21 protein-coding genes are annotated in these 22,448 nt (G+C 49.5%); 14 read left to right on the top strand and 7 right to left on the bottom strand.

The window, feature by feature from the left end; all coding sequences use genetic code 11:
* Positions 1-85 precede the first annotated feature (85 nt).
* From HMPREF2661_RS10520 to argC, 3 genes are all read left to right on the top strand, one after another.
* Positions 86-1,789 carry an ABC transporter ATP-binding protein/permease gene (locus HMPREF2661_RS10520; protein ID WP_070823752.1) on the top strand — a complete coding sequence of 568 codons (1,704 nt, stop codon included), beginning with the start codon at positions 86-88 and terminating at the stop codon, positions 1,787-1,789.
* A 150-nt stretch (positions 1,790-1,939) separates the two neighbouring features.
* Positions 1,940-2,176, top strand: a complete 237-nt coding sequence (locus HMPREF2661_RS11530; protein WP_141760002.1) for a hypothetical protein — start codon at positions 1,940-1,942, stop codon at positions 2,174-2,176.
* The gene (gene argC / locus HMPREF2661_RS10515; protein WP_070823751.1) at positions 2,173-3,219 is read left to right on the top strand and encodes an N-acetyl-gamma-glutamyl-phosphate reductase; all 1,047 of its coding nucleotides are present in this window, start codon (positions 2,173-2,175) and stop codon (positions 3,217-3,219) included. The genes HMPREF2661_RS11530 and argC overlap by 4 nt, the downstream gene beginning before the upstream one ends.
* Before the next feature lie 75 nt (positions 3,220-3,294).
* Here the strand turns inward: argC and HMPREF2661_RS10510 are convergent, their stop codons facing one another.
* Complete coding sequence (locus HMPREF2661_RS10510; protein ID WP_003748371.1) at positions 3,295-3,570, bottom strand: hypothetical protein; 276 nt, start codon at positions 3,568-3,570, stop codon at positions 3,295-3,297.
* Positions 3,571-3,831: 261 nt separating this feature from the next.
* Between HMPREF2661_RS10510 and HMPREF2661_RS10505 the strand changes: the two genes are divergently transcribed.
* The 3 genes from HMPREF2661_RS10505 to HMPREF2661_RS10495 all read left to right on the top strand — a co-directional run bounded on the left by HMPREF2661_RS10505 (position 3,832) and on the right by HMPREF2661_RS10495 (position 5,998).
* Positions 3,832-4,518, top strand: a complete 687-nt coding sequence (locus HMPREF2661_RS10505; RefSeq protein WP_003680158.1) for a S24 family peptidase — start codon at positions 3,832-3,834, stop codon at positions 4,516-4,518.
* 131 nt (positions 4,519-4,649) lie between these two features.
* Entirely contained in the window at positions 4,650-4,988 is a 339-nt protein-coding gene (gene erpA / locus HMPREF2661_RS10500) for an iron-sulfur cluster insertion protein ErpA (RefSeq protein WP_003680162.1), read from the top strand.
* 335 nt (positions 4,989-5,323) lie between these two features.
* Complete coding sequence (locus HMPREF2661_RS10495; RefSeq protein ID WP_070823750.1) at positions 5,324-5,998, top strand: hypothetical protein; 675 nt, start codon at positions 5,324-5,326, stop codon at positions 5,996-5,998.
* Between the two features lie 80 nt (positions 5,999-6,078).
* Here the strand turns inward: HMPREF2661_RS10495 and HMPREF2661_RS10490 are convergent, their stop codons facing one another.
* Positions 6,079-8,268: a primosomal protein N' gene (locus HMPREF2661_RS10490; RefSeq protein ID WP_070823749.1), complete on the bottom strand. Its 2,190-nt coding sequence runs from the start codon at positions 8,266-8,268 to the stop codon at positions 6,079-6,081.
* A gap of 135 nt (positions 8,269-8,403) precedes the next feature.
* Here HMPREF2661_RS10490 and HMPREF2661_RS10485 point away from each other — a divergent pair, with 135 nt between their 5' ends.
* Entirely contained in the window at positions 8,404-9,195 is a 792-nt protein-coding gene (locus tag HMPREF2661_RS10485; RefSeq protein WP_070823748.1) for a DsbC family protein, read from the top strand.
* A 134-nt stretch (positions 9,196-9,329) separates the two neighbouring features.
* Here HMPREF2661_RS10485 and HMPREF2661_RS10480 read toward each other — a convergent pair whose 3' ends face one another.
* From HMPREF2661_RS10480 to parC, 5 genes are all read right to left on the bottom strand, one after another.
* Positions 9,330-10,013: a 2,3-diphosphoglycerate-dependent phosphoglycerate mutase gene (locus tag HMPREF2661_RS10480; RefSeq protein ID WP_036493345.1), complete on the bottom strand. Its 684-nt coding sequence runs from the start codon at positions 10,011-10,013 to the stop codon at positions 9,330-9,332.
* Between the two features lie 102 nt (positions 10,014-10,115).
* Complete coding sequence (locus HMPREF2661_RS10475; protein WP_070823747.1) at positions 10,116-10,868, bottom strand: class I SAM-dependent methyltransferase; 753 nt, start codon at positions 10,866-10,868, stop codon at positions 10,116-10,118.
* A 48-nt stretch (positions 10,869-10,916) separates the two neighbouring features.
* Positions 10,917-12,542, bottom strand: a complete 1,626-nt coding sequence (locus tag HMPREF2661_RS10470) for a sigma-54-dependent transcriptional regulator (RefSeq protein WP_070823746.1) — start codon at positions 12,540-12,542, stop codon at positions 10,917-10,919.
* Positions 12,535-14,121 carry a two-component system sensor histidine kinase NtrB gene (locus tag HMPREF2661_RS10465; RefSeq protein WP_036493354.1) on the bottom strand — a complete coding sequence of 529 codons (1,587 nt, stop codon included), beginning with the start codon at positions 14,119-14,121 and terminating at the stop codon, positions 12,535-12,537. Before HMPREF2661_RS10465 ends, HMPREF2661_RS10470 begins: the two co-directional genes overlap by 8 nt.
* Before the next feature lie 70 nt (positions 14,122-14,191).
* Entirely contained in the window at positions 14,192-16,495 is a 2,304-nt protein-coding gene (parC, locus tag HMPREF2661_RS10460) for a DNA topoisomerase IV subunit A (protein WP_070823745.1), read from the bottom strand.
* A 481-nt stretch (positions 16,496-16,976) separates the two neighbouring features.
* Here parC and HMPREF2661_RS10455 point away from each other — a divergent pair, with 481 nt between their 5' ends.
* The 7 genes from HMPREF2661_RS10455 to HMPREF2661_RS10420 all read left to right on the top strand — a co-directional run bounded on the left by HMPREF2661_RS10455 (position 16,977) and on the right by HMPREF2661_RS10420 (position 22,254).
* Entirely contained in the window at positions 16,977-17,882 is a 906-nt protein-coding gene (locus tag HMPREF2661_RS10455; protein ID WP_070823744.1) for a rolling circle replication-associated protein, read from the top strand.
* A gap of 16 nt (positions 17,883-17,898) precedes the next feature.
* The gene (locus HMPREF2661_RS10450; protein ID WP_070823743.1) at positions 17,899-18,168 is read left to right on the top strand and encodes a hypothetical protein; all 270 of its coding nucleotides are present in this window, start codon (positions 17,899-17,901) and stop codon (positions 18,166-18,168) included.
* An 85-nt stretch (positions 18,169-18,253) separates the two neighbouring features.
* Entirely contained in the window at positions 18,254-18,475 is a 222-nt protein-coding gene (locus HMPREF2661_RS10445) for a hypothetical protein (RefSeq protein ID WP_070823742.1), read from the top strand.
* A 9-nt stretch (positions 18,476-18,484) separates the two neighbouring features.
* Entirely contained in the window at positions 18,485-18,787 is a 303-nt protein-coding gene (locus HMPREF2661_RS10440; RefSeq protein ID WP_070823741.1) for a hypothetical protein, read from the top strand.
* A 441-nt stretch (positions 18,788-19,228) separates the two neighbouring features.
* Positions 19,229-20,776 (top strand): IgG-binding virulence factor TspB family protein, encoded by a 1,548-nt coding sequence (locus HMPREF2661_RS10430; RefSeq protein WP_070823739.1) that lies wholly within the window; start codon positions 19,229-19,231, stop codon positions 20,774-20,776.
* Positions 20,777-20,778: 2 nt separating this feature from the next.
* Positions 20,779-21,057 carry a DUF2523 domain-containing protein gene (locus HMPREF2661_RS10425; RefSeq protein WP_070823738.1) on the top strand — a complete coding sequence of 93 codons (279 nt, stop codon included), beginning with the start codon at positions 20,779-20,781 and terminating at the stop codon, positions 21,055-21,057.
* Between the two features lie 12 nt (positions 21,058-21,069).
* Positions 21,070-22,254, top strand: coding sequence for a zonular occludens toxin family protein (locus tag HMPREF2661_RS10420; protein WP_070823737.1), 1,185 nt, complete (start codon positions 21,070-21,072; stop codon positions 22,252-22,254).
* The last annotated feature ends 194 nt before the right edge of the window (positions 22,255-22,448 follow it).

The raw sequence follows: 22,448 nt of genomic DNA, 5'->3' as shown, positions 1-22,448 counted from the left end.
CATAAACCAACTATTGCTGATAAAAAGGCCGTCTGAAAGTACAATTTCACTTTCAGACGGCTATTCGCACGCATTCGCAAACATTATGAAAACACTCAGAAAATTCTTTTACCTCGCCCGTCCTTTCTGGTCGGGGGCGCACGGCCGCCTCCAATGGCTGATGCTCGCCGTCCTCATCGGCTTCACCCTTTGCTCCATCACCATCAGCGTTTGGATCGCCGCGTGGGACAAACGTTTCTACGACGCACTGGCCGCATTTGACGGCGCGTCCATGCCCGCGCTTATCGTCGAATACCTTGGCTACATGGCGATGATCATCGGCTGCATCGTTTGCGGCGACTGGCTGCAAAAACGCCTCATCTTCCGCTGGCGTACCCACCTGACCGAGCAATTCCAAACAAACTGGCTCGAAGGCCACAAACACTACCGCCTGCGCCTGACAGGCGAACCGGACAACCCCGACCAACGTATCGCCGAAGACATCTACCTCCTCGCCGACAAAAGCATCAGCCTCTTTCGCTCCTTCATCAATAATGTTGCCAAATTCAGCGCGTTCGTCGCCGTACTGTGGACGCTCTCCGGCGTGCAGACCTTCAACATCGGCGGATACAGCATTACCGTTTACGGCTACCTCGTCTGGGTTGCCCTGATTTATTCCATCTTCAGCACCGTCATCGCCCACCTCGTCGGCCGCAAACTGAAAAACCTCAATATCGACCGCCAACACCGCGAAGCCGACTACCGCGCCGCCCTCCTGCGCGTGCGCGACCATGCCGAACAAATCGCCTTCTACAACGGCGGCGAAGCGGAAACAGGCCGTCTGAAACAACGTTACCTCCGCATCCGCGACAACTGGCGGCGATTGACCAACTGCGAATTTCGCCAAGAAACCTTCTGGGCGACCTATGTGCGCATCAGCATCTTCATCCCCATCCTCGCCACCCTGCCCATGTACCTCGCCAAAACCATGACCTTCGGCGACATGATGCAGACGCGCACATCGTTTGCCCGCGTCCAAGACAGCTTCGGCTGGTTTACCGACTCCTACCGCCGCCTGATTGAATGGGCAGCAGTCATCGAGCGGCTTTCCGGTTTTCAGACGGCCTTGGAACAAGCAGAACACAAAAGCCCCGTCCTTCAACCACACCAAGCAGATTTGCCGCAACATCGCGGCAAAGCCGTCCTGCACAACCTTACCGTCCACACCCAAACCGGCACCCCCCTGCTCTCCGGCATCAGCCTTGAAGCCCATACCCCTGAATGGCTATTGCTCGAAGGCAAAAGCGGCATCGGCAAATCCACGCTGTTGCGCGTGCTGGCCGGTTTATGGCCGTATTATCAAGGCAGTTTTTCACTCGAAGGCAGCCGCCTGTTTTTCCCGCAGCGCCCTTACCTGCCTACCGATACCCTGCGTCAAACCGTCAGCTATCCCTATGCGGCCTGCCAAGACGACCATTTGATTCAAACCGTTTTGGAACAAGTCGGCCTAAACAGCCCCACGGGTAGGCTGCACACGTTGATGAACGATTTGGACACTTCATACGAATGGCACGGCATCCTCTCCGGCGGCGAACAGCAACGCCTCAGCCTCGCACGCGCACTGCTGCACAAACCGCAAATCCTGTTCCTCGACGAAGCCACCAACCAGCTTGATGACGAATCCGCCCTGATGTTGATGCAGACCCTCAAGCACCATTTGCCCGACACTTTGGTCATCGGCATCAGCCACCAACCCAAGATTCAAGCCCTGTTTGATAGTTCGCTGAATTTGAATGAAAAAATTATTTAAACGTTAAAATGTGCAAAACGCTTGCTTTCCATCCTAACAAGGGATATAGTACCAAGTAACTAGTTCTTATTGATGAGAGCTACTCCTTGGATACTTGCCTCCGGTCCTCCAACCCGGGGGCATTTTTTTACATTTTTATTTTGTGTTCGTATGGATAGGATAAAGACGAAACACCCACCACAAATCAACAGACAAATCAAACCGCAAGCTGCGTTTTCCCAACACCCAGGCCGTCTGAAACCCGCTCTCGAATATTATTCATTCCATATTTCAGACGGCCTGTTTAACCGTCCCTTGCAAAGCTTGGCACAAGCACCGCTGACCGACGGCAATCAATTACTATATAATCAAACGCATCGTCATCCCTACAAAGGAGCCACACCATGACCACAAAAATTAAAATCGGTATTGTCGGTGCAACCGGATACACAGGCGTCGAATTGTTGCGCCTGCTCAGCAGCCACCCCAACGCAGAAGTTACCGCCGTTACCAGCCGAAGCGAAGCCGGTATTGAAGTAGCGGACTACTTCCCCAGCCTACGCGGCATTTACAACCTTGCATTCCAAACGCCCGAAGAGGCCGGGCTTGACCGCTGCGACCTCGTATTCTTCGCCACACCCAACGGCGTGGCCATGAAAGAAGCGCCAGCCCTTGTCGAAAAAGGCGTACGCGTGATCGACCTGTCTGCCGACTTCCGCATCCGCGACATCCCCACATGGGAACAATGGTACAAAATGACCCATGCCGCGCCGCAACTCGTTTCCCAAGCAGTGTACGGTTTGTGCGAACTTCACAAAGACGACATCGTCAAAGCCATGCTGGTGGCCAATCCGGGCTGCTACCCCACCTGCGTTTCCCTGCCCTTATTGCCGCTGCTTCAAGCAGGCCGTCTGAAAACCAATGCGCCGCTGATTGCCGACTGTAAATCCGGTGTTTCCGGCGCAGGCCGCAAAGCCAGCACCCATGCCCTATTGTGCGAAGCAGGCGACAACTTCAAAGCCTACGGCGTCGGTGGCCACCGCCATCTGCCTGAAATCCGACAAACCCTGTCCGGACTGCAAGACCAGGTTTCAGACGGCCTGATTTTCGTGCCACACCTTATTCCGATGATACGCGGTATGCACGCCACCCTGTATCTGCACCTGCAAGAACACACCGATCCTGAAGCCTTGCTGCGTGAATACTACCGCGACAGCCCCTTTGTCGATATCCTGCCTTCAGGTTCGACACCCGAAACCCGCAGCGTGCGCGGCGCCAACCTTTGCCGTATCAGCGTTCAAAAAGCGCCTGATCAAGACAATGTGTGGATTGTGCTTTCCGTCATCGACAACTTGGTTAAAGGCGCAGCCGGTCAAGCCGTGCAGAATATGAACATCATGTTCGGCCTGCCCGAAACCATCGGCCTGACCAATGCACCATTGATGCCTTAAGCCATCCTTATTAAAAACACAAGGCCGTCTGAAACAATGGTTTTCAGACGGCCTTTATTAATTCATACGCAAACATCACTCATACACCACGCCGGCAAGCATTTCTTCTTCATTCAAGTTGCCGTACTGTTGCTCCCAATCGTGGGTAGCCTCCACCATATCGCATTCTTTGGCGAAGGCAAGCAGCCTGCCGTCCATCTGATCCAGACTCAAACTGCCCAAGCGTTCGCATTCCGAAGCCGTCAGATTACCGTCCGCTTCATGCGCTTCCGAAGATCCGAAAGGCAGGGCAAAAAAACCCAGCACCAACGCCAGCAGCACCCAAAAAATATTTTTACGCGAACGAGTCATTTCACACCTCTCATCATAATCACATAGCAGGTTTAAATCAGAAAAACTAAACCAAATAAAACTAAACTAAGAAAAATCGAATAGAAAATTAGAAATATCGATTTATCTAAGACAAAACGAATAATACTAAGGAAAAATAAAATATGCAATACTTTTTCTTAGATTAAGTAATTTTTTTCTTACAATTTTATAAAAACTAAGGTAAAATACACTCAAATCGTCCAAACCATATAAAAAACATACCTCCATAAAGGCATAAACATGGATACCTTTAAAGACCGCCTGGCTTTCTTATGGAAAGATGAAGCCCGCCAAGCCAAAATCGCCGCCGACATCGATATGACCATCGCCGGATTCAGCCGTATCTGGAACGAAGGCGGCCTGCCGAAATCGGAAACGCTAAAAAAAATCAAACAACTTAAAGGCTGCAGCATAGACTGGCTTTTAACAGGAGAAGGTTCCCCTTTCCCCGATTCCGAAGCCCCGAAAGCCACGGCAACAGATACGCTGGGCAACCCTGTCGATATAGACGAATTTGTCTTCGTACCGCGTTACGACATCCAAGCCGCGGCCGGACACGGTCAGCTCGTCGGCGATGAGCAGCCCATGTTTGCCATGGCGTTCCGACGCTATTGGATAGAAAATTATGTGACGCGCGACATCAAAAACCTTTCCGTTATCTCAGTCAAAGGCGACTCGATGGAAGGCGTGCTGAATGATGGCGACACCATCCTCATCAACCACGGCCAAACCACGCCGCGCGACGGACTCTATGTTTTGCGCCTCAACGAAAACCTTCTGGTCAAACGCCTGCAACTGATACCCGGCGGCATCGTCAACGTCATTTCCGCCAATGAAGCCTACCCTACTTTTGAAATCGACCTGAAAAACCCGACCGACGACGTTGCCATCATCGGCCGAGTCGAATGGTTTGGCAGAAGCATCTAAATCTGACATACTGGCACTTGAAATTTCTGCCATGCCCTCCATGTAAGCTGGCAGACCTGTCTGCACAAACTTGCTTTGGCCAACGGTTTGCGCGACAATAGTAAAAACATTCATATAAAAGGAATCACATCATGTCAGACGAAAGCCCTATTATCTTTACTGACAGCTGCTGCACCAAAGTTGCCGACCTGATTGCCGAAGAGAACAATCCCGACCTGAAATTGCGCGTATTCGTCAACGGTGGCGGTTGCTCCGGCTTCCAATATGGTTTTACCTTTGATGAAATCAAAAACGACGACGATTTTGAAATCCAGAAAAACGGCCTGACGTTCTTAGTTGACCCGATGAGCTACCAATATCTGGTCGGTGCGGAAATCGACTACACCGAAAGCCTGCAAGGTTCTCAATTCGTCATCCGCAATCCGAATGCCGAAACGACTTGCGGTTGCGGCTCGTCCTTCTCCGTATAAACAATCCGTTTCTTCATGAAAAACAGGCCGTCTGTATCTTCAGACGGCCTTTTGTGTGAATTTATTTTAAACAATATTGGATTTATCTTATAATAATAATATCGGGCGTGAATATTTACTCTACAATAGACATAACATTGGACATGAATATTGCCATATAAATAAAAAATCATTGTCCAGCCGATTAACGACACGAAGGCATCCCCTATCCGGTCTGCCTCAGACTGCGGCCTCTGTTTTTGCCTGCATCTCAAGCCAAAACAGCTCAAACACAATAACAAAACCTCAGGCCCAACCCATTGGGTTGACGCAGTCGAAATATTCATGGGATATCAATGAGCAAACAAGAAAAATTTTTCGACGTATATGTTTCTTATCCGCCGAACACGGATAAGGAGCGCATCCATGCCTGCCTGTATGACAACCTGCCCGAAAACGAAGCCGAGAGCCTGATTCAAGCCTTGGCAGAGCGTCCACAAGCCATTGTGGCCGAAAAATGCACGCAAGACGAGCGCGAAAATGCGCAGCATTACTTCAGCTATTTGGGTTTGGACGTCATTGTCCGTCAGGCCATGGAATTGGAAGCGCTCGAAGAAGAACCCGTTTCGGCAGTCAATATCCCCGACCCCATCCAATGCCCCGTCTGCATGACGATTATTGACGAACTCGATGCACAAGAATGTAAGACCTGCCACTTTGATTTGACAGAAAAAAATGAGCTGGCCATCCAGCGCAAGCGCATTGAATGGCAGGAAAAAATCTCTTTCGAGCACAAAAAACAAACCGAAATTGCCCACAAGCTCAAATACGAACGCGAGCAGGAAGAGAAAAAACTGCGCAAAAAAATCCGCGCCGAATTGGAATCCCAACTACGCGAAGAGTTAGGCCAAAATCCTGAGCTGGCCGCGCTGGCAGCGAGGAAGAAAACACAGTTTCTGCTTACAATGGCCATCGTATTCGCCGTTTTGAGCCTGCTTGCTCTCGGCTATATCGCTGCAAAATTCTTCTAAACTGATTTCAAAACTTAAGGCCGTCTGAAAAACAGATTTTCAGACGGCCTTTTATATTTATATTGATTGCATCATTCCAATCAAGCCTCTTGCACATCTACATCCACCGACCATCGGATTTTGCCGTCACGGTTTTGCTGCAACACCTGCACCCACAAACTCACGGCGCGGTGCAAATCCTGTCGCGATGTCGATTCGAGAAAGATTTGCGCACGTTCACGTTCGGCAAGTCGCACCATCAGCATGGGGGCGGCGCCGAACTGGGAGACGCTTTCGGGCAAAAGCGGGGCGAGGGTTTCTTTGGCGGCGTTGAGAAATTCCATCGCATCGGCAACGCGCGGCGCGTCGGCGCGGATGGCGGTTTGGAAACCGAAGGGCGGCATGGCAAACATTTGCCGCTCGTTCAATTCGTTTTCGGCAAACACGGCGTAGTCCTGCGCTTTGACGGCGGCGAAGACGGGATGTTCGGGCAGTTGGGTCTGTATCAGCACCTTGCCGGGTTTGTCGGCGCGCCCCGCCCTGCCGGACACTTGCATCAGCTCGGCAAACAGCCTTTCCGGCGCGCGAAAGTCCGCGCTGTACAGACTGCCGTCGGCGTTCAACACGATCACGAGGTTGAGCCGCGCGAAATCATGGCCTTTGGCGAGCATCTGCGTGCCGACCAGAATATCGATTTCGTTGTCGGCGATGCGGCGGTACAAATCCGCCCAGTCGTTTTTGTGCGCGGTGCTGTCCCTGTCGACACGGACGACGGCGGCCTTGGGCAGGAAGGTGCGCAGGGTTTCTTCGACGCGCTGCGTGCCGTGGCCGACGGCGGTCAGGTCTTGGTTGCCGCAGTCGGGGCATTTGAACGGGATGGGTTCGCGGTGGTCGCAATGGTGGCAGCGCAGTTGGCGGGCGCGTTGGTGCAGCACCATTTTGGCGGAGCAGTTCGGACAACCGAAGGTATGGCCGCAGTCGCCGCAAAACAGTGCGGGCGCGAAGCCGCGACGGTTGAGGTACACCAGCGACATACCGCCCGCTTCGAAGTTCTGTTTCAAAAGCTGCAAGGCTTGCGGCGAGAAGCCGTTGTCGAGTTTCAGACGGCCTACATTAAGTATTTCTACTTGCGGCAGTTGCGCGGCGGTATGGGCGCGCTCAGTCAGTTGCAGCAGGCGGTACGCGCCGCTTTGCGCCTTGTGCCAGCTCTCCAAGCTGGGCGTAGCACTGCCCAATATAATCGGACAGCCGCTCTGCTTCGCCCGCCACACCGCCAAATCGCGGGCGTGGTAGCGCAATTCGTTGTCTTGTTTGAACGAGCCGTCGTGTTCCTCATCGACCACAATCAGGCCGACATCATCCATCGGCGTGAACACCGCCAGCCGCGTGCCTATCACCAGCTTCGCCTGCCCCAACATCGCGCGCAAATAATCCTGCGTGCGCCGGCCTGCCGCCATCTGGCTGTGCAACACGGCGATCGGTACGTCGGCAAAACGGTTTTCCACCCGTTTCAAAAGCTGCGGCGTGAGGTTGATTTCGGGCAACAAAAACAACACCTGCCGCCCCTGCGCCAACACTTTTGCCATCGCATCGAAATACACCTCGGTCTTGCCGCTGCCGGTAATACCGTACAGCAAAAACGGCTGGAATTTGCCAAAGGCCGTCTGAATTTCATCGGAAGCCTTCTGTTGGTCGGCATTCAACACAAATTTAGAGTGCGAAGCCTGCCCGTGGTACGGCCTCAATATAGGCTTTGCCGCTTCCGTCGTTTCAATCCAGCCCTGTTCCGCCCAATCTTCAATTAATTTCGCCGCCTGCGCGTTCACCTGCTTCAACGCTGCCATCGTCATTCCGCCCGACAGCAGCGCGTCCCACAAAGCCACTTTTTTGTTGAACCGCGTCGGTGGCGGTGTTTGCGCCCTGCCTGCTTCGTTCAAAGCATAAAACAACGGTGGCTGCGGCATTTCCACTGCGCGCGTTTCCTTCAAACCCTGCGGCAGCGCGGCAAATACAGCCTGCCCGGTCGGATAGTGGTAATAACGCGACGTAAACGCCAACAAATCACGCCAGCTTTGAGGCAACGGCTTTTCTTCCACAAAGGCCGTCTGAACGCTCAAAATCCGCGCCGTATCCATATCGGGCGCAATATCCGTTTCCCACACAATCCCGACCACGGTTTTATTGCGGAAAGGCACAAGCACCCGCGTTCCCGGAGGAAGCGGCTCGGAATGCGAATAAGTCAAAAGGCCGTCTGAAAGCGGCACGTTCACAGCAATGCGGTGGTAAATCATACAAACAATCAAATCATTTTTTCGTATTTTAACAGCCGAAAGCTATTTTCAGACGATAAATTGAGCCTCAATACAATGCAGGCATGACAGAGGTTTGATACAATGCCTTACTTTTAACACACTCAAGTCTCTCGCATGAAAACCAAGTTAATCAAAATATTAACACCGTTTGCCGTCCTTCCTTTGTTGGCATGCGGTCAACCTGCCGTATCCAACGCCAACGCCGCGCCTGCGCCGGCTGCCAAAACGGAAGCGCCTGCCGACAAATCCGTTGCCGCTTCTTTGAAAGCGCGTTTGGAAAAAGTCTATGCCGCCCAAGATTTGAAAGTTTTGAGCGTCAGTGAAACACCGATTAAAGGCATTTACGAAGTTGTCGTCAGCGGCAAACAAATCATCTATACCGACGCCAAAGGCGACTATATGCTCGTCGGCGACCTCATCAACGTCAACACACGCCAAAGCCTGACTGAAGAACGCGCCGCCGATTTGAACAAAATCGACTTCGCTTCCCTGCCTTTGGACAAAGCCATCAAAGAAGTGCGCGGCAACGGCAAACTGAAAGTCGCCGTTTTCTCCGATCCGGACTGCCCGTTCTGCAAACGCTTGGAGCATGAATTTGAAAAAATGACCGACATCACGATTTACACCTTCATGATGCCGATTCCGAGCCTGCACCCTGATGCCGCGCGCAAAGCCGAGCTGTTGTGGTGCCAACCTAATCCGACTCAGGCATGGACCGACTGGATGCGCAAAGGCAAACTCCCAAGCGGCAAAGCAAACTGCGAAAACCCTGTTGCGGAAACCACTTCATTGGGCGAACAATTCGGCTTCAACGGCACGCCGACCCTGGTCTTCCCTAACGGCCGCAGCCAAAGCGGTTACAGCCCTATGCCCCACCTCAAAGAAGTCATCGAGAAAAACCAGTAATACCGGGTTTAATCTCCATCAAGGACGCTTTACGCGTCCTTTTTTCATTTCGTCCGCCATCAATTGCTTTCAGACGGCCTCAAACAGACAAATACAAAAAAGGACGTGTCCGCCACGTCCTTTTTCCCTTTACCTTACAGGTAGAATTTCTCAACCACTTTCAGGTTTTCATCCAATTTGTACACCAGCGGCTGGCCGGTCGGGATTTCCAAGCCCATGATGTCTTCGTCTGAAATGCCTTCGATGTGTTTGGCCAACGCACGCAGGGAGTTGCCGTGTGCCGCAACCAAAACACGTTTGCCGCTCAGGATGGCCGGAGCGATTTGGTCTTCCCAGAAAGGCAGGACGCGCTCGAGGGTAACTTTGAGGTTTTCGCCATCGGGAATAACATCGCTAGGCAGGTTGGCATAGCGGCGGTCATTGTGCGCGGAATGCGGGTCTTTAGGATCAAGCAGCGGAGGCAGGGTGTCGTAGCTGCGGCGCCAGATGTGGACTTGCTCGTCGCCGTATTTTTCTGCGGTTTGTTTTTTATCCAAACCTTGCAGCTGGCCGTAGTGGCGCTCATTCAAACGCCATGATTTGATTTGCGGAACAAACAGTTGGTCGGATTCTTCCAAAACGATGTTGCAGGTTTTGATGGCACGGGTCAGGACGGAAGTAAAGGCGATGTCGAATTCATAGCCTTTTTCTTTCAGCTTTTTACCTGCTGCGGCGGCTTCTGCCAAACCTTGCTCGCTCAACTTAACGTCGCGCCAGCCTGTGAAAAGGTTTTTCGCGTTCCATTCGCTTTGTCCGTGACGGATGAATACTAATTCCATGATTGTTTGCTCCAATGAAGTTTGGGAAAAGGTATTTATAGCACACTTTGCCGCCGCGCTGATAACGTCGGCGGCTTCTTTTGATATGTTGCAAATTTGCTTCTAGTCTTCAGACGGCCTTGTCGGAAGGTAAACGTCAAAACGCGTACTTTTGCCGGTGTATTGATATGCCGGTTTGCGTCCATCGAGAAATTCGCCCAAGCGCGGGCGTTTGACGACAATGCGCTTTTTGGCGGTATCCAATGCCGCATCCAACAACTCGGCTTCGTCTTGTGCCGCGCCGACCAAGTCGTGAAAGTAAGCCATTTCTTTTTTCACGGCGGCGGTTTTGCGGCGTTCCGGGTACATCGGGTCGAGATACACTACATCGGGCCTGCCGTTTTGCGTAGATAATTCCTGCATCAAATCAACGGCATTGCCAAAGTGCAAAGTAATTCGCCGGGCAATCTCCCGTGTTTCTTCACTTTGCCCCGCCCTGTTGAGGCCGTCTGAAAGTAGACAGGCAACCGCAGGATTTTGTTCAAAAGTGTGTACATTCAAACCCAACGAGGCAAGTACGAAGCTGTCGCGCCCCAGCCCGCCGGTAGCGTCCCAGACAGTCGGTTGCGCAGTATGGTTGACGGCTTTGGCAATCAGCTCGCCGCCGCCTTTAGTGCGCCGGTAATGGGCGGCACCGCCATCAAAATCAACGCGGACACGGCCTTTTTCACCGGCACGGCATAAACTGATGCCGCTTTCGTCAGCAATAAGGAAACTGCCTGCTTCAGGCTGCCGGTCGATAACGGTCAGCCCGAAAGGCGCGGCAAGGCTGCGAAGTTCGGCAGATGCGGTTTCGTCAAAATAAATCTTGTACATAAGGCTTATGTTTCAGACGGCCTTGAAAACTTGCGCCGTCTGAACGTTTTAATTGATGTCCAAGCGTTCCATGCGGTAGCGCATGGAGCGGAAGCTGATGCCCAAAAGTTTGGCGGCTTGGGTACGGTTGTAACGGGTTTGCTGCAAGGCCTGCTCGATGATGCTGCGTTCCACTTGGTCGAGGTAATCCTGTATCTGCATGGTGCGCGGATCAAACGGCGGAATGGGGCTGTGATTGAGCGTGGTTTCGCGCGCGTCAGGTTCGGCGATGTCGTCAAAAGAAAGGCTGCTGCGATCGGCTTTGGCCTGCGGGGCGTTTTGAATCTGCAAGTCGTCCACTTGTATCACTTGGCCGACCGTCAGTGCAACGGCGCGTTCAAGGATATTCTCCAGCTCGCGGAAGTTGCCGGGATAGCTGTAATGCAGCAGGGCTTCTTGGGCTTTCGGGCTGAGTTTGTAGGTTTGATTGCCGTGACGGTGTTTGTACAGCAAATACAGAATCAGCGCGCCCAAGTCTTCGCGCATTTCGCGTAAAGGCGGCATGTGCAGGGAAACTACGTTGAGGCGGTAATACAAGTCCTGGCGGAATGCGCCGCTTTCAACCAAGGCTTCGAGGTTTTTATGGGTTGCACAAATAATGCGTACGTCCACAAAGGTTTCCCGCGCATCGCCGATACGGCGCACGGCTTTTTCTTGGATGGCGCGCAGGAGTTTGACCTGCATGGCAAGCGGCAAATCGGCAACTTCGTCGAGAAACAAAGTACCGCCGTCGGCGTGTTGGAAGAAGCCGAGACGGTCTTGATCCGCGCCGGTAAAGCTGCCTTTTTTGTAGCCGAAGAATTCGCTTTCCATCAGATTTTCAGGAATCGCACCACAGTTGACGGCAATAAACGGTTTGTCGGAGCGGTCGGACAGCTCGTGAATCGTGCGCGCCGCCTGCTCTTTACCGGTACCGGATTCGCCGGAAATATAAACGGGAACAAGGCTACGTGCCAATCTGCGAATCAGGTGGCGTACTTCAACCATTTGCGGCGAAGTACCCAACAGGCGCGGCATATCGTCGTCGCCTTTCAGGATAGGCTCTTCTTGCAAAGCAGGATTGATGTTGCCGGTTGAAAACCGCTCTTTTAAGGAATTGAGCCCTTCCGGAACAGTCAAAGGCCGGTTAAATTCGCTCTGTACGCTCTTGGGCGTCGTAACAACAGGCTTGACCGGCTGGGGTTCGGGTTTATACAGGGCGGCAGAAACAGGCGCAGGCTGAGATTTGACTTTTTCAGACGGCGTGGGTTCGTTGGTATTGTCTGAAACCGATACGGCCGATTTCACCAACGAACGCAGTTGCGACAGCGTAATCGGTTTTTGCAGATAGTCAAACGCGCCTGCTTTCAAGGCTTCAACGGCTTGGTCGGCATTGCCGAAAGCCGTAATCACGGCAACGGGCGTGTCGAGCATCAACTCGTCGATGTATTGGACCACCTCGAGGCCGGAGCCGTCGGGCATACGCATATCGGTCAACACCAGCGAATAATCGTTGTTGTCCAGCTTGTCTTTGGCTTCTTCAACACCCGCCGCAGTATCGACGCGCAGACCCATTTTCATCAGGGTCATTTCCATCAGGTCGCGGATGTCTGCCTCGTCATCGACAACCAAAACCGGCTCTTGCAATTTATTCATCCTGCGCTTGCTCCTTCGGTAAAATCAGTTCAAACCCGTTCATTTCAGGGTGATAATGCAGCTGTCCCATATTGGCGTGTGCCAACTCGCGTGCGACGTAAAGCCCCAAACCGGTGCCTTGTTTTTCGGTGGTGTAAAACGGCTCGAACAGATGGTTTCGCACATCCGGCGGCACGCCTTTGCCGTTGTCCGCCACGACGATGGAAATATGCATCCTGCCGCTGGGGCGGATCAGGACGGTAATGGCGTTTTCGTCCTGACGGCTGTGTCGCCAAGCATTGTTGCACAAGTTCCACATCACTTGCTGCAAGTGCATGGGATCGACCAATACAGTCAGGTTGTTGCCGTCCATATTCATGCGCAGACAGCCAATGGCATCGGGATTGTTCAAGGTAAATTCCTGCTTGAATTCCAACCAGAATTTCATCAGATTAATCGGCTGGCGGCTGATGTTGTCGCGTTTGTTAATCAGGGATACGTCTTCCAACATTTTGTCGATACGTTGGATATTGCTGTCGATGATGTTGTACAGCTTGGCCTTGAGCGGATCTGCCTCGTCGCCTTCCTGCAACAAATCGCTGGCATGGCGGATGGCGGACATCGGGTTGCGGATTTCGTGGGCAAGGTTGGCAGTCAATTGACCGAGCGAAGTCAGCTTGGTGGACATGGCTTCCGCAGCCACTTCACGCAATGAGCGGACATACAACATCAGCAGCTCGGTTTGCTCCTGAATCAGCGGTACGGCTCGGACGTGCATGGCGTGTTGGAAAATATGGATATCGGTTTCAAAAGGCTTGTCGGGTTGGCGCTGCCATCGGGCCACCAGTTCGCCAAACACGATTTCCTGCTGATCGATAATCAGGCTGGGAAAATAGATTTTTGCCTGTTTGTTAAACAGCCACACGCGCTGGGTCGCATCAATCACCACCACCGCTTCCTGTACGCGGTTTAAAACCAAATGGTTCAGGCCGCTGATACGGCGGTAGGCCAATTGATGGCGGCTGGCGGACTCTGTGGCCTGTTCGAGATAACGGGCGGCAAACGAGGTCAGCATTGCCACCAGATAGCTGGCGCCGATCAGCATTAAAGAATTTGCCACTGATTTTGCGTCCCAATTAAACGAATCGAAACGCATACTGCCGTCTAAAAACAGGTTCAAAATAAACAGCATTGCCGTATAGCCTGCGTACAGCATGGGATAATGGCCATAACTGAGCAGACACGACGTGGCGACAAACGGCAAAACCAAAATCCCGAAACCGGAAGCCGTACCGCCGGAGATATACACTAAAACCATGATCATGGTGATGTCGACCACGGCGCTGGCGTTGGGCAAATCCAAGGATTGCCACTGCCAGCCCGGGCGGAGCACGGAGAGCATAATCAGGAAGAAATACAGCGTTATCCAGATATAAAACTCAACCGCCGGCAACGAAACGCCAATCAGATTGCCGCCCGTGTAGCTGCCGAAAGCGTGCAAAACCAAAAGCGGCAAGACGATGGCTATTCGGGCGATGTTGATGACGCCGGGAATCCGCTCCCTCAGATTACCCAGCTCTTGAAGATTGGCTCTGTTCATAAGTGAACCTTTTTTATTTTCATGCAATGTCGTAGTAAATTTAATTTATTTGAATATATTGGTTTTTGCCTTAAGACAAACTTTTCAGACGGCCTGATATTTCCAATACTTTGCCTTTTTTACCGCGCTTGCCGTCAATATCGGCAATCCGCAGTTTTTCCTGATGCTCGGCGCCGCGCCGGCCGACCGATACAACGGTAAATTCAGGAGCAGTCGTTACCATAATGTGTTCCAAAGACGCGCCGTCGGTCAGCGACATCAGCTGCAAACCGCGCCCTTTGGGCATGACTTTGAGCTCGCCGATGGAAAACGCCAAGAGACGGTGGTCGCTGCTGGCCAGTACGATTTTGCAGTCGGGATTGATGAGCGAAGAAGCATAGACGGCAACCGGAGGCAGGACGGTTTCACTGCTGTCCACGGTCATCACTACTTTGCCCGCTTTCACGCGTCCGACCATATCGGCCAACTTGGTAATAAAGCCGTAGCCGCCGCTGCCTGAGAGCAAGTAATGCTGTTCGGGCTGGCCGGTAAGCATGGCGACAGGTTTTGCGCCGTTTTGCAGCTCGATTAAGGATGAAACCGGCACGCCGTCGCCGCGTCCGCCAGGGATTTCGGCAGCATCGAGGGTGTAAGTTCTGCCCAATGAGTCGAGAATGACGACGGGCAAAACAGTGCGGCCTTCAAGGGTTTGTTTGAGGCGGTCGCCTTCTTTGAACGCTGTCTGGCTCAAATCAAGGTTGTGTCCGGCACGGCTGCGTATCCAGCCTTTTTCCGACAGAATCAGCGTGATGGGTTCGTCGGCGGTGGTTTGCGTCAACACGGCGCGTCCGGCCTCTTCCACCAGCGTGCGGCGCGCGTCGCCGAACTGCTTCATATCCGCCTGCATCTCTTTGATAATCAGCTTGCGTTTTTCGTTTTCGTCGCCCAAAAGGATATTCAGACGGCCTTGTTCCTCGCGCAATTCGTTCAATTCTTTTTCGAGTTTGAAACCTTCCAAACGCGCCAACTGACGCAGGCGGATTTCCAAAATGTCTTCGGCTTGGATTTCGGTCAGCCCGAACGCCGCCATCAAATCGGCTTTCGGGTCGTCTGATTCGCGGATGACTTTAATCACTTCGTCAATGTGCAGAAAGACTTTCAGACGACCTTCAAGGATGTGCAACCGTTTTTCCACTTGGTTCAAACGGAATTTCAGACGGCGTGTTACGGTAACGACGCGGAAATCCAGCCATTCCTGCAAAATTGTTTTCAGGTTTTTCTGCGCGGGACGGTTGTCCAGCCCCATCATCACCAAGTTCATGGACACATTGCCTTCCAGCGAAGTTTGCGCCATCAGCGTGTTGATGAAGGTATCCGTATCGATGCGGCTGGATTTCGGCTCGAACACCAGGCGCACGGGATGTTCGCCGTCGGACTCGTCGCGCACGCGGTCGATTAAATCCAGCATCAGCTTTTTGGTATTAAGTTGGTCTTGGTTCAGCTGCTTTTTACCCGCTTTCGGTTTCGGGTTGGTTTGTTCTTCGATTTCGGCAAGGATTTTGGCAGAATTGGCGTTCGGCGGCAGTTCGGTCACAATCACGCGCCATTGTCCGCGCGCCAGCTTCTCGATTTCGTAACGCGCACGCACGCGCACGCTGCCCTTGCCGGTTTCGTAAATCCGGCGCAATTCGTCCGCCGGCGTGATGATTTGACCGCCACCGGCAAAATCGGGCGCGGGGATATATTGCATCAGGTCGGCGGTTTCCAGCGTCGGTTTCTTCAACAGCGCAATCGCCGCCTGCGTGACTTCGTTTAAATTGTGCGACGGAATTTCGGTCGCCATGCCCACCGCGATGCCTGATGCACCGTTGAGCAACACCATGGGCAGGCGGGCGGGCAGGTGCAGCGGTTCGTCAAACGCGCCGTCGTAGTTCGGCACAAAATCCACCGTCCCCTGATTGATTTCGGACAACAGCAATTCCGCAATCGGCGTCAGCCGCGCTTCGGTGTAACGCATCGCCGCCGCCCCGTCGCCGTCGCGCGAACCGAAGTTGCCGATGCCGTCGATTAAGGGATAGCGCAAGGTAAAATCCTGCGCCATGCGCACCATCGCCTCATAGGCGGAACTGTCGCCGTGCGGGTGGTATTTACCCAAAATCTCGCCGACCACGCGCGCCGACTTCACCGGCTTCGCCCCCGCCGTCAAACCCATATCGCGCATGGCAAACAAAATACGTCGTTGTACAGGCTTTTGGCCGTCTGAAACTTCAGGTAACGCACGGCCTTTGACCACGCTCATGGCGTATTCGAGATAGGCGCGTTCGGCGTACTGACCTAACAGCAGGTAGTCTTCGCCGACAGGAGATGGACTTGGAGCGGAAATGTGTTCTGTCATCAGGATGGTAAAACGAAATCAATTAAAGAAGGATATTGTAAAGCAAAATCGGCAGTCATAGCCAATTTGAGTGATGAACGGTAGCTCGGCGGCAATAAGGCTTACCGAATCAATTCGGCAAATATGATTTGTTTCGACCAAAAAGGCCGTCTGAAACCCTTTCATGTTTCAGACGGCCTTATATATTACGCCTCAAGCAAGGGGCGTAAATCTTAGTTAAAACCCCTTGACAAATATTTTTAACCGATATTTGAGAGGGGTCTAAAATGTCAATTTGTTTCTACACAATCACACCGCAACCGGAACAAAACCCAGTTGCATACATCATCCGTATTTTCTCCGATAAAAACGGCTATTCCAAGCTCATTAATACACGAGCTTTCCCCGTAACTAATCCCCAAAATCCAAAAGCAACAGAAGAAACCGCTTCTTTATATGGCGAGTTATGCGTTACTGATTTCATGAATCAGGAGGATAACGCATGAACCGTTCAGCTTCAGCAAGCGCGGAACGCGCTCTTCCTTGTCTAAATAGTAACAACTGCATTGAGATTGAAAACTCTTTGGAAAACAAGGAAAAACAATTTCCAGTAAATGCGGAAAAATTCGCTAAATCAAATGAAAACCTAAACGAATTTTCAACTTCGCACAAAAAATCTGCTTCAGCTTTAGAGATGAATGTACATCAATTCATCGAAGCTTTCGGAATTGATAACGTTGGTTTCCTAACTTTGACTTTTGCTGATGATGTTCAAGACGTGAAAGAAGCAAGTCGCCGTTTTCATAGCCTTAGAACGAACTTTCTGAAACGCCATTTTGAACACTATATCTGCGTTTACGAGCGCATGAAAAGCGGTCGTATTCACTTTCATTTAATCGTGAACACAAGACAAAACATCAGAAACGGTCTCAATTTCCGCCAAATTCAAGCTAAAAATTACTCAAGCGCGAATAAAGCCCTTCGTCAACTTTGGGTTTTGCTCCGTGAAAACATGGGTAAATATGGCTTTGGACGATCCGAATTACTGCCGGTTAAAACCAATAGTAAAGGCCTTGCCCGATATGTTGCCAAATACATTGCAAAACATATCGATAGCCGTTTACCTGAAGATAAGGGATTCCGCCTTATAAGAACGACTATAGACAAAAAACACCTTTGGAAGATGGCAAACAGTAATTTTTCGTTTGTATCTGCTGGTTCTCGCAAATGGCGAGAACAGCTAAGGAAATGGATTAATCGCATTGACTCTTATTTAAAGTCCATGCCCCTTTATAAATTGCGTCCATACGAATCAATCCATCAGGACAATTACAACCACATTTTATCTGATTACCTAAGCCCAAAATGGGCATTTAAAAACCGAGAAACCATCGTAAATCTGATTTAAACAGAAAGGAAAAAACATGACACAAGAAACAGAAAGCCGACAAGGTATGTTTGTTATCGCCTCTTTTGATCGAATGTTCACGCGTGAACGCAAAAACCAAGACGGCACATTTACCAAGACGCATTATGTCGGCCTGATTATCCGTAGCGAAACTGAAACGCGCCTTTGCGAAGTTCGCACCAAACATCCTGAAAAATATGAAGGCTATAAGCCACAGCAAATCGTTTCAATGCAAGTATTCCCACGCGCATTTAAAGACAACATTTATTTTTCAGACGAAGCATAAACAAGATTCAAGGCTTTGCGGTGTGCCTTGAATTGACCCCGAAACACCGCAAAACTTTTTTCAACATTAACTAAAGGAAAACAAAATGAAATTCCAAAATCTGAAAAACAAGGCGAAGTACGCTCTGGCAACTGTTGCCGTTTCTGCAATGTCTGCACCTGTAATGGCTGAAGGCATTTTGGACACCGTGAAACAAGAAATCACAGGTTACAAAGCCGAAATCATCGCATTGGGCGCCATCGTTGTAGGTATTTCTATTGCATTTGCCGTTATCCGTATTAGTAAACGCGGTGCAAATGCGGTTTAAGGTGTAATCATGGGTTATCAAGTAGGCCGAATTTGTTACGAAACCGAACAAGAAGCCGTCAATGTCTTGATGACCCAAGTTTCACCAGCGATTGACAAAGACGGCGTGTTACATCACGCCGTTTTTGATGGTAAAGCTTGGAAGTATCAAGAACAGACAGTAAAACTTACGTTCCCTCAATGCGAATTTGGCGAATTTGCACAAGCAGGCCGTGAGCTAGGCTATCAGCTTGTTTTAATAATGGTTTCATTATTTCTAATTGTGATTGCCGTCAAAGTTGTAGGCATGATAAGCCACAAGGAGGAAGAATGACCCCCGAAATTGAATTTCTTATAGGTATGTTACCGCCTTTTGCGGTAGCTATCTGTTTATACGTCTTAATCCGTAGTTTTCAGTAGTCATAACAAGGCATAAAGCATAGAATCTAATTTTCTGAAACATTTACGAAAGTTAGAAATATGTTTACTCGAATTTATAACCTTGTTTTGATTATTCTCTTCACATTGCACATTTTGGGCATTATTTCCATTCCTAATGAAATTAGATATTTAATGATTGCCTTTTATCTGATTTTGTTAATTTATAGCCTTTTGAATAAAAAGACGAATAATAAATCAAATGGAGATGATGACATTTTTGTAATGACTACGAATCCAAATAAACCAAGTCCATCTGATTCAAATATGGAAAAGTTCATGCATGATTTGAACCAATCCATAGAGAAGAAGAAACTAGATAAGATTAAAGTTAAAAATGAATAAATTCCTCATTCCTTTGTTAGTTTTATTTACTTCTAGTTTTGCTGTTGCTGGCGAAATTAACGTTAATAATTCAAAGACTGTTACTTATACGAAACAGCATACTGAACACTGGGACAAGAAACCGTGGGCGCGTTCTGTATCAGATAATTCTTATAGAAAATTTCAAACAGAGGCCATGAAGGCACGATATGAGGGTTATTTATCAAAACAGACAGTAAATGCGACTATTGAGGCTTCTGTATCAAGAAAAACCGTTCTGAATGGTTCATTTGCTTTAGTAAAACAAGGCGCAAAACTCGTAGCTTCTAGAGCTAATGTTTATGTAGGAGGTGCATTGCTGGCTTACGAAGCCTATCAAGCTGTTAAAGGAGACCTCGAAAGCGAAGGCTACAAATGGAATGAAGTCAGCGAAGAATTCCTAAAAGAATGGCCGGCTAGAAATTGTATTTGGGTTAGAGACGAAAATAATGTAGTACATAAAGTTTCATGTTATGGCGTAGATAGTTCGGTTTTAAGTGCTTACAGAAAAGGCGGTAAAAGCCAAAGAGAAGCAGAAGAATTAATGAAAGGCCAAATGGAAAAATTGGCAGGTCCTTTTTGGGAAAAAGAAAAAATAGCATTGGATAAAAGAAGTAATTCCAAATTTTGGCAATACTTTTTTTTAGATGGATGTAAATTTAATTTAAATGGTGGCAGTTGTTCAGTTAAAAGAGGCGATGACGGAAGAAGCCCAATTTCATTTACTTTATATATGAGAGATACAGAAGTTCTTGATCAAGAAAAATTCCTACAAATCGCTACCCCATCAATTGATGCAAACCCTACCCCCTTTGTAGAAGGCACAGGCAAACCCGAATATCAAGAAAATATCAAAGTACCTGCCGGAACAGTCGTTACAATCGGCCCTGTCGAAACGCCCGAAGGCAAAAAGACCTATACAGTTACTTTTTCAAATCCTGCTACTGGCGGAAGTAGTGAAGCCACTGTACAGACTAATAATAGCCCTGCACCGACTGGCAATACTGGCGGTAGTCCTGATGGAAATCCTAACGGTAATCCTGACGGTAAGCCCGATGGAAAACCTGATGGAAAACCTGATGGAAAACCTGACAGTAAACCTGATGACAGACCCGATGACAGACCTGATGACAAGCCAGACGATAGACCTGATGACAGACCAGATGATAAGCCTGATGGAAAAGACGGCAAGGACGGCAAGGACGGTAAAGATGGCAAAGACGCGCAAGACCTTTGTGAAAAACATCCTGAAGCTTCGGCATGTAAAGACCTAGGAGATACTGACTATAAAGATTTAGAAATCCCTGAAAAAGCAATCAACCTAGAATTAAAACCTCTAGATATATTCAGCACTAACGGCACTTGCCCGGCAAACCCTACGTTCAGTTTAGGAGTATTAGGAACGTTTGATATTCCCTATGACTATTTCTGTAATATTGCCCGATTACTTCGCCCAATATTGATTTTAGGCACGATCATAATGTGCGGATTCTTCGCTTTTAACGCAGTCAAGGAGCTTTAATCATGTGGGGCAAATTAATAACAAGCGTTTTAATGACCGTTGCAGGAAAAGTTATAACCGCTCTTGGTCTGTCATTCGTCAGCTATGTAGGGCTAAACGAAATTCAAGGCTTTCTTTTATCACACGTTCAAACGCAAATCGGCGGTATTCCTTCAGATGCAATGAATCTAGCCTATATCGCAGGAATTGGCGTTTGTCTGAACTGGATTTTTGGCACTTTCGCCTTTGTTGTTTCGCTTAAAAGTCTTTCTAAATTGTCAGCTTCTATCAGTAAAAAATAAAAAGGGTAACGTATGCTTTATTTAATTACAGGTGTTCCGGGTTCGGGCAAAACCCTGAAAATGATTTCAGACTTGATGACACGTCAAGACTTAAAAAACCGTCCTTTATATCTTGACGGCATTCCTGAAGTAGATGAAAAAATCATTCCAAATTTGCCTATTCCTGAAGGCGAAACAATGCAGACGTGGCACAAATGGGCACCGACAGGCGCAATACTCGTTATTGACGAATGTCAGCGCGTATTTAGGCCACGCCCAAGCGGTTCAAAAGTCCCCGATTTTGTGGCCGAACTTGAAACGCACCGCCATAAAGGCATTGATATTTTCTTGTTGACCCAACATCCTAGATTAATTGATAGTAACGTCCGCGCCTTGGTTGGCCATCATTGCCATATCGGTAAAACAAATCTAGGCGTTCGCCGTATGTTGGAATGGGAAAGGTGTGCAGACCCGACATCATCAAGAGACGTATCATCTGCTGTAAAAAGCGTTTATACGTTGAATAAAAAAGCTTTTGGTGTATATAAATCAGCCGAAGAACACACCAAAATCAAAACCAAGCTAAGCCGTGTTGTATATATCTTCCCCGCCGTCCTTGCCTTATTAATTACCGCTGGTTGGTATATCTATTCAAGCTGGAATACTCGGATAGATATAATGAAGGCAGAACAGGAAAAGCCCAAAATTGAGGCGCAAGCCTCAAGCCCTGAAGCGGTGGGGGCGGTTGCTGTTCCAACAGCAAACGGCACCAACGCAGAAGGGCAATACACGCCACAAACGGCTGTTCCTGAACCGCCGAAGCCACATCTATCAGAAGATGACTACAAGCCGAGAATTGAAGATAGACCTGAAACCGCACCAATATATGACGGCGTGAATAAATCAATAACCGCCATGCCTTGGCCTTCTGCTTGCGTAAAAAGTGATAATGGCTGTAATTGCTATACAGACCAAGGCTCTAAGATTGCGGAAATAAGCAAAAAAACCTGTTTAAGCTATATCAAAGATGGCTTGCCGTTCAATCCTTATAAAGCCAAAAAGACCGAAACAGCAGAAGTTAAAGAAACCGAACAAGAAATAGAAAGGCCACAAGTTTTATCTATGGGCGGTAAAAGTCAACAGAATCTAATGTATGACGGTTATGTTGAAAAAGGAAACGAAATCGGCGCACAAAATGGCGCTAAAACAGGTTCATGAATCCGATCAGGATTGAACCTAAATCAATAAAACAACCATTAATCAAGTCAGGGGGAGGACGTCCAGAAAGATTTGTAAAGACAGCTTTATCGTCTTTATAAATCTTTTTGGATACCCCTTGACGCTAGCCCACCCAAAAACGCTTTAAAGAAGGGTTGGTGCGGTTTTTTGCGCCAACCCCTGCCACGTGGCGA

Source organism: Neisseria sp. HMSC061B04, from assembly GCF_001836705.1.
Classification (GTDB): Bacteria; Pseudomonadota; Gammaproteobacteria; order Burkholderiales; family Neisseriaceae; genus Neisseria.
Note: the sequence above shows the minus strand (reverse complement) of the source record. Positions and strands in the feature narration are given on the sequence as shown.

Coding starts and splice junctions, on each gene's coding strand:
- HMPREF2661_RS10430 (WP_070823739.1), top strand. CDS start 19,229: ATGAATAAATTCCTCATTCCTTTGTTAGTTTTATTTACTTCTAGTTTT.
- HMPREF2661_RS11530 (WP_141760002.1), top strand. CDS start 1,940: ATGGATAGGATAAAGACGAAACACCCACCACAAATCAACAGACAAATC.
- parC (WP_070823745.1), bottom strand. CDS start 16,495: ATGACAGAACACATTTCCGCTCCAAGTCCATCTCCTGTCGGCGAAGAC.
- HMPREF2661_RS10505 (WP_003680158.1), top strand. CDS start 3,832: ATGGATACCTTTAAAGACCGCCTGGCTTTCTTATGGAAAGATGAAGCC.
- HMPREF2661_RS10470 (WP_070823746.1), bottom strand. CDS start 12,542: ATGAATAAATTGCAAGAGCCGGTTTTGGTTGTCGATGACGAGGCAGAC.
- HMPREF2661_RS10465 (WP_036493354.1), bottom strand. CDS start 14,121: ATGAACAGAGCCAATCTTCAAGAGCTGGGTAATCTGAGGGAGCGGATT.
- HMPREF2661_RS10440 (WP_070823741.1), top strand. CDS start 18,485: ATGGGTTATCAAGTAGGCCGAATTTGTTACGAAACCGAACAAGAAGCC.
- HMPREF2661_RS10425 (WP_070823738.1), top strand. CDS start 20,779: ATGTGGGGCAAATTAATAACAAGCGTTTTAATGACCGTTGCAGGAAAA.
- argC (WP_070823751.1), top strand. CDS start 2,173: ATGACCACAAAAATTAAAATCGGTATTGTCGGTGCAACCGGATACACA.
- HMPREF2661_RS10520 (WP_070823752.1), top strand. CDS start 86: ATGAAAACACTCAGAAAATTCTTTTACCTCGCCCGTCCTTTCTGGTCG.
- HMPREF2661_RS10445 (WP_070823742.1), top strand. CDS start 18,254: ATGAAATTCCAAAATCTGAAAAACAAGGCGAAGTACGCTCTGGCAACT.
- HMPREF2661_RS10475 (WP_070823747.1), bottom strand. CDS start 10,868: ATGTACAAGATTTATTTTGACGAAACCGCATCTGCCGAACTTCGCAGC.
- HMPREF2661_RS10510 (WP_003748371.1), bottom strand. CDS start 3,570: ATGACTCGTTCGCGTAAAAATATTTTTTGGGTGCTGCTGGCGTTGGTG.
- HMPREF2661_RS10450 (WP_070823743.1), top strand. CDS start 17,899: ATGACACAAGAAACAGAAAGCCGACAAGGTATGTTTGTTATCGCCTCT.
- HMPREF2661_RS10485 (WP_070823748.1), top strand. CDS start 8,404: ATGAAAACCAAGTTAATCAAAATATTAACACCGTTTGCCGTCCTTCCT.
- HMPREF2661_RS10455 (WP_070823744.1), top strand. CDS start 16,977: ATGAACCGTTCAGCTTCAGCAAGCGCGGAACGCGCTCTTCCTTGTCTA.
- HMPREF2661_RS10495 (WP_070823750.1), top strand. CDS start 5,324: ATGAGCAAACAAGAAAAATTTTTCGACGTATATGTTTCTTATCCGCCG.
- HMPREF2661_RS10420 (WP_070823737.1), top strand. CDS start 21,070: ATGCTTTATTTAATTACAGGTGTTCCGGGTTCGGGCAAAACCCTGAAA.
- erpA (WP_003680162.1), top strand. CDS start 4,650: ATGTCAGACGAAAGCCCTATTATCTTTACTGACAGCTGCTGCACCAAA.
- HMPREF2661_RS10490 (WP_070823749.1), bottom strand. CDS start 8,268: ATGATTTACCACCGCATTGCTGTGAACGTGCCGCTTTCAGACGGCCTT.
- HMPREF2661_RS10480 (WP_036493345.1), bottom strand. CDS start 10,013: ATGGAATTAGTATTCATCCGTCACGGACAAAGCGAATGGAACGCGAAA.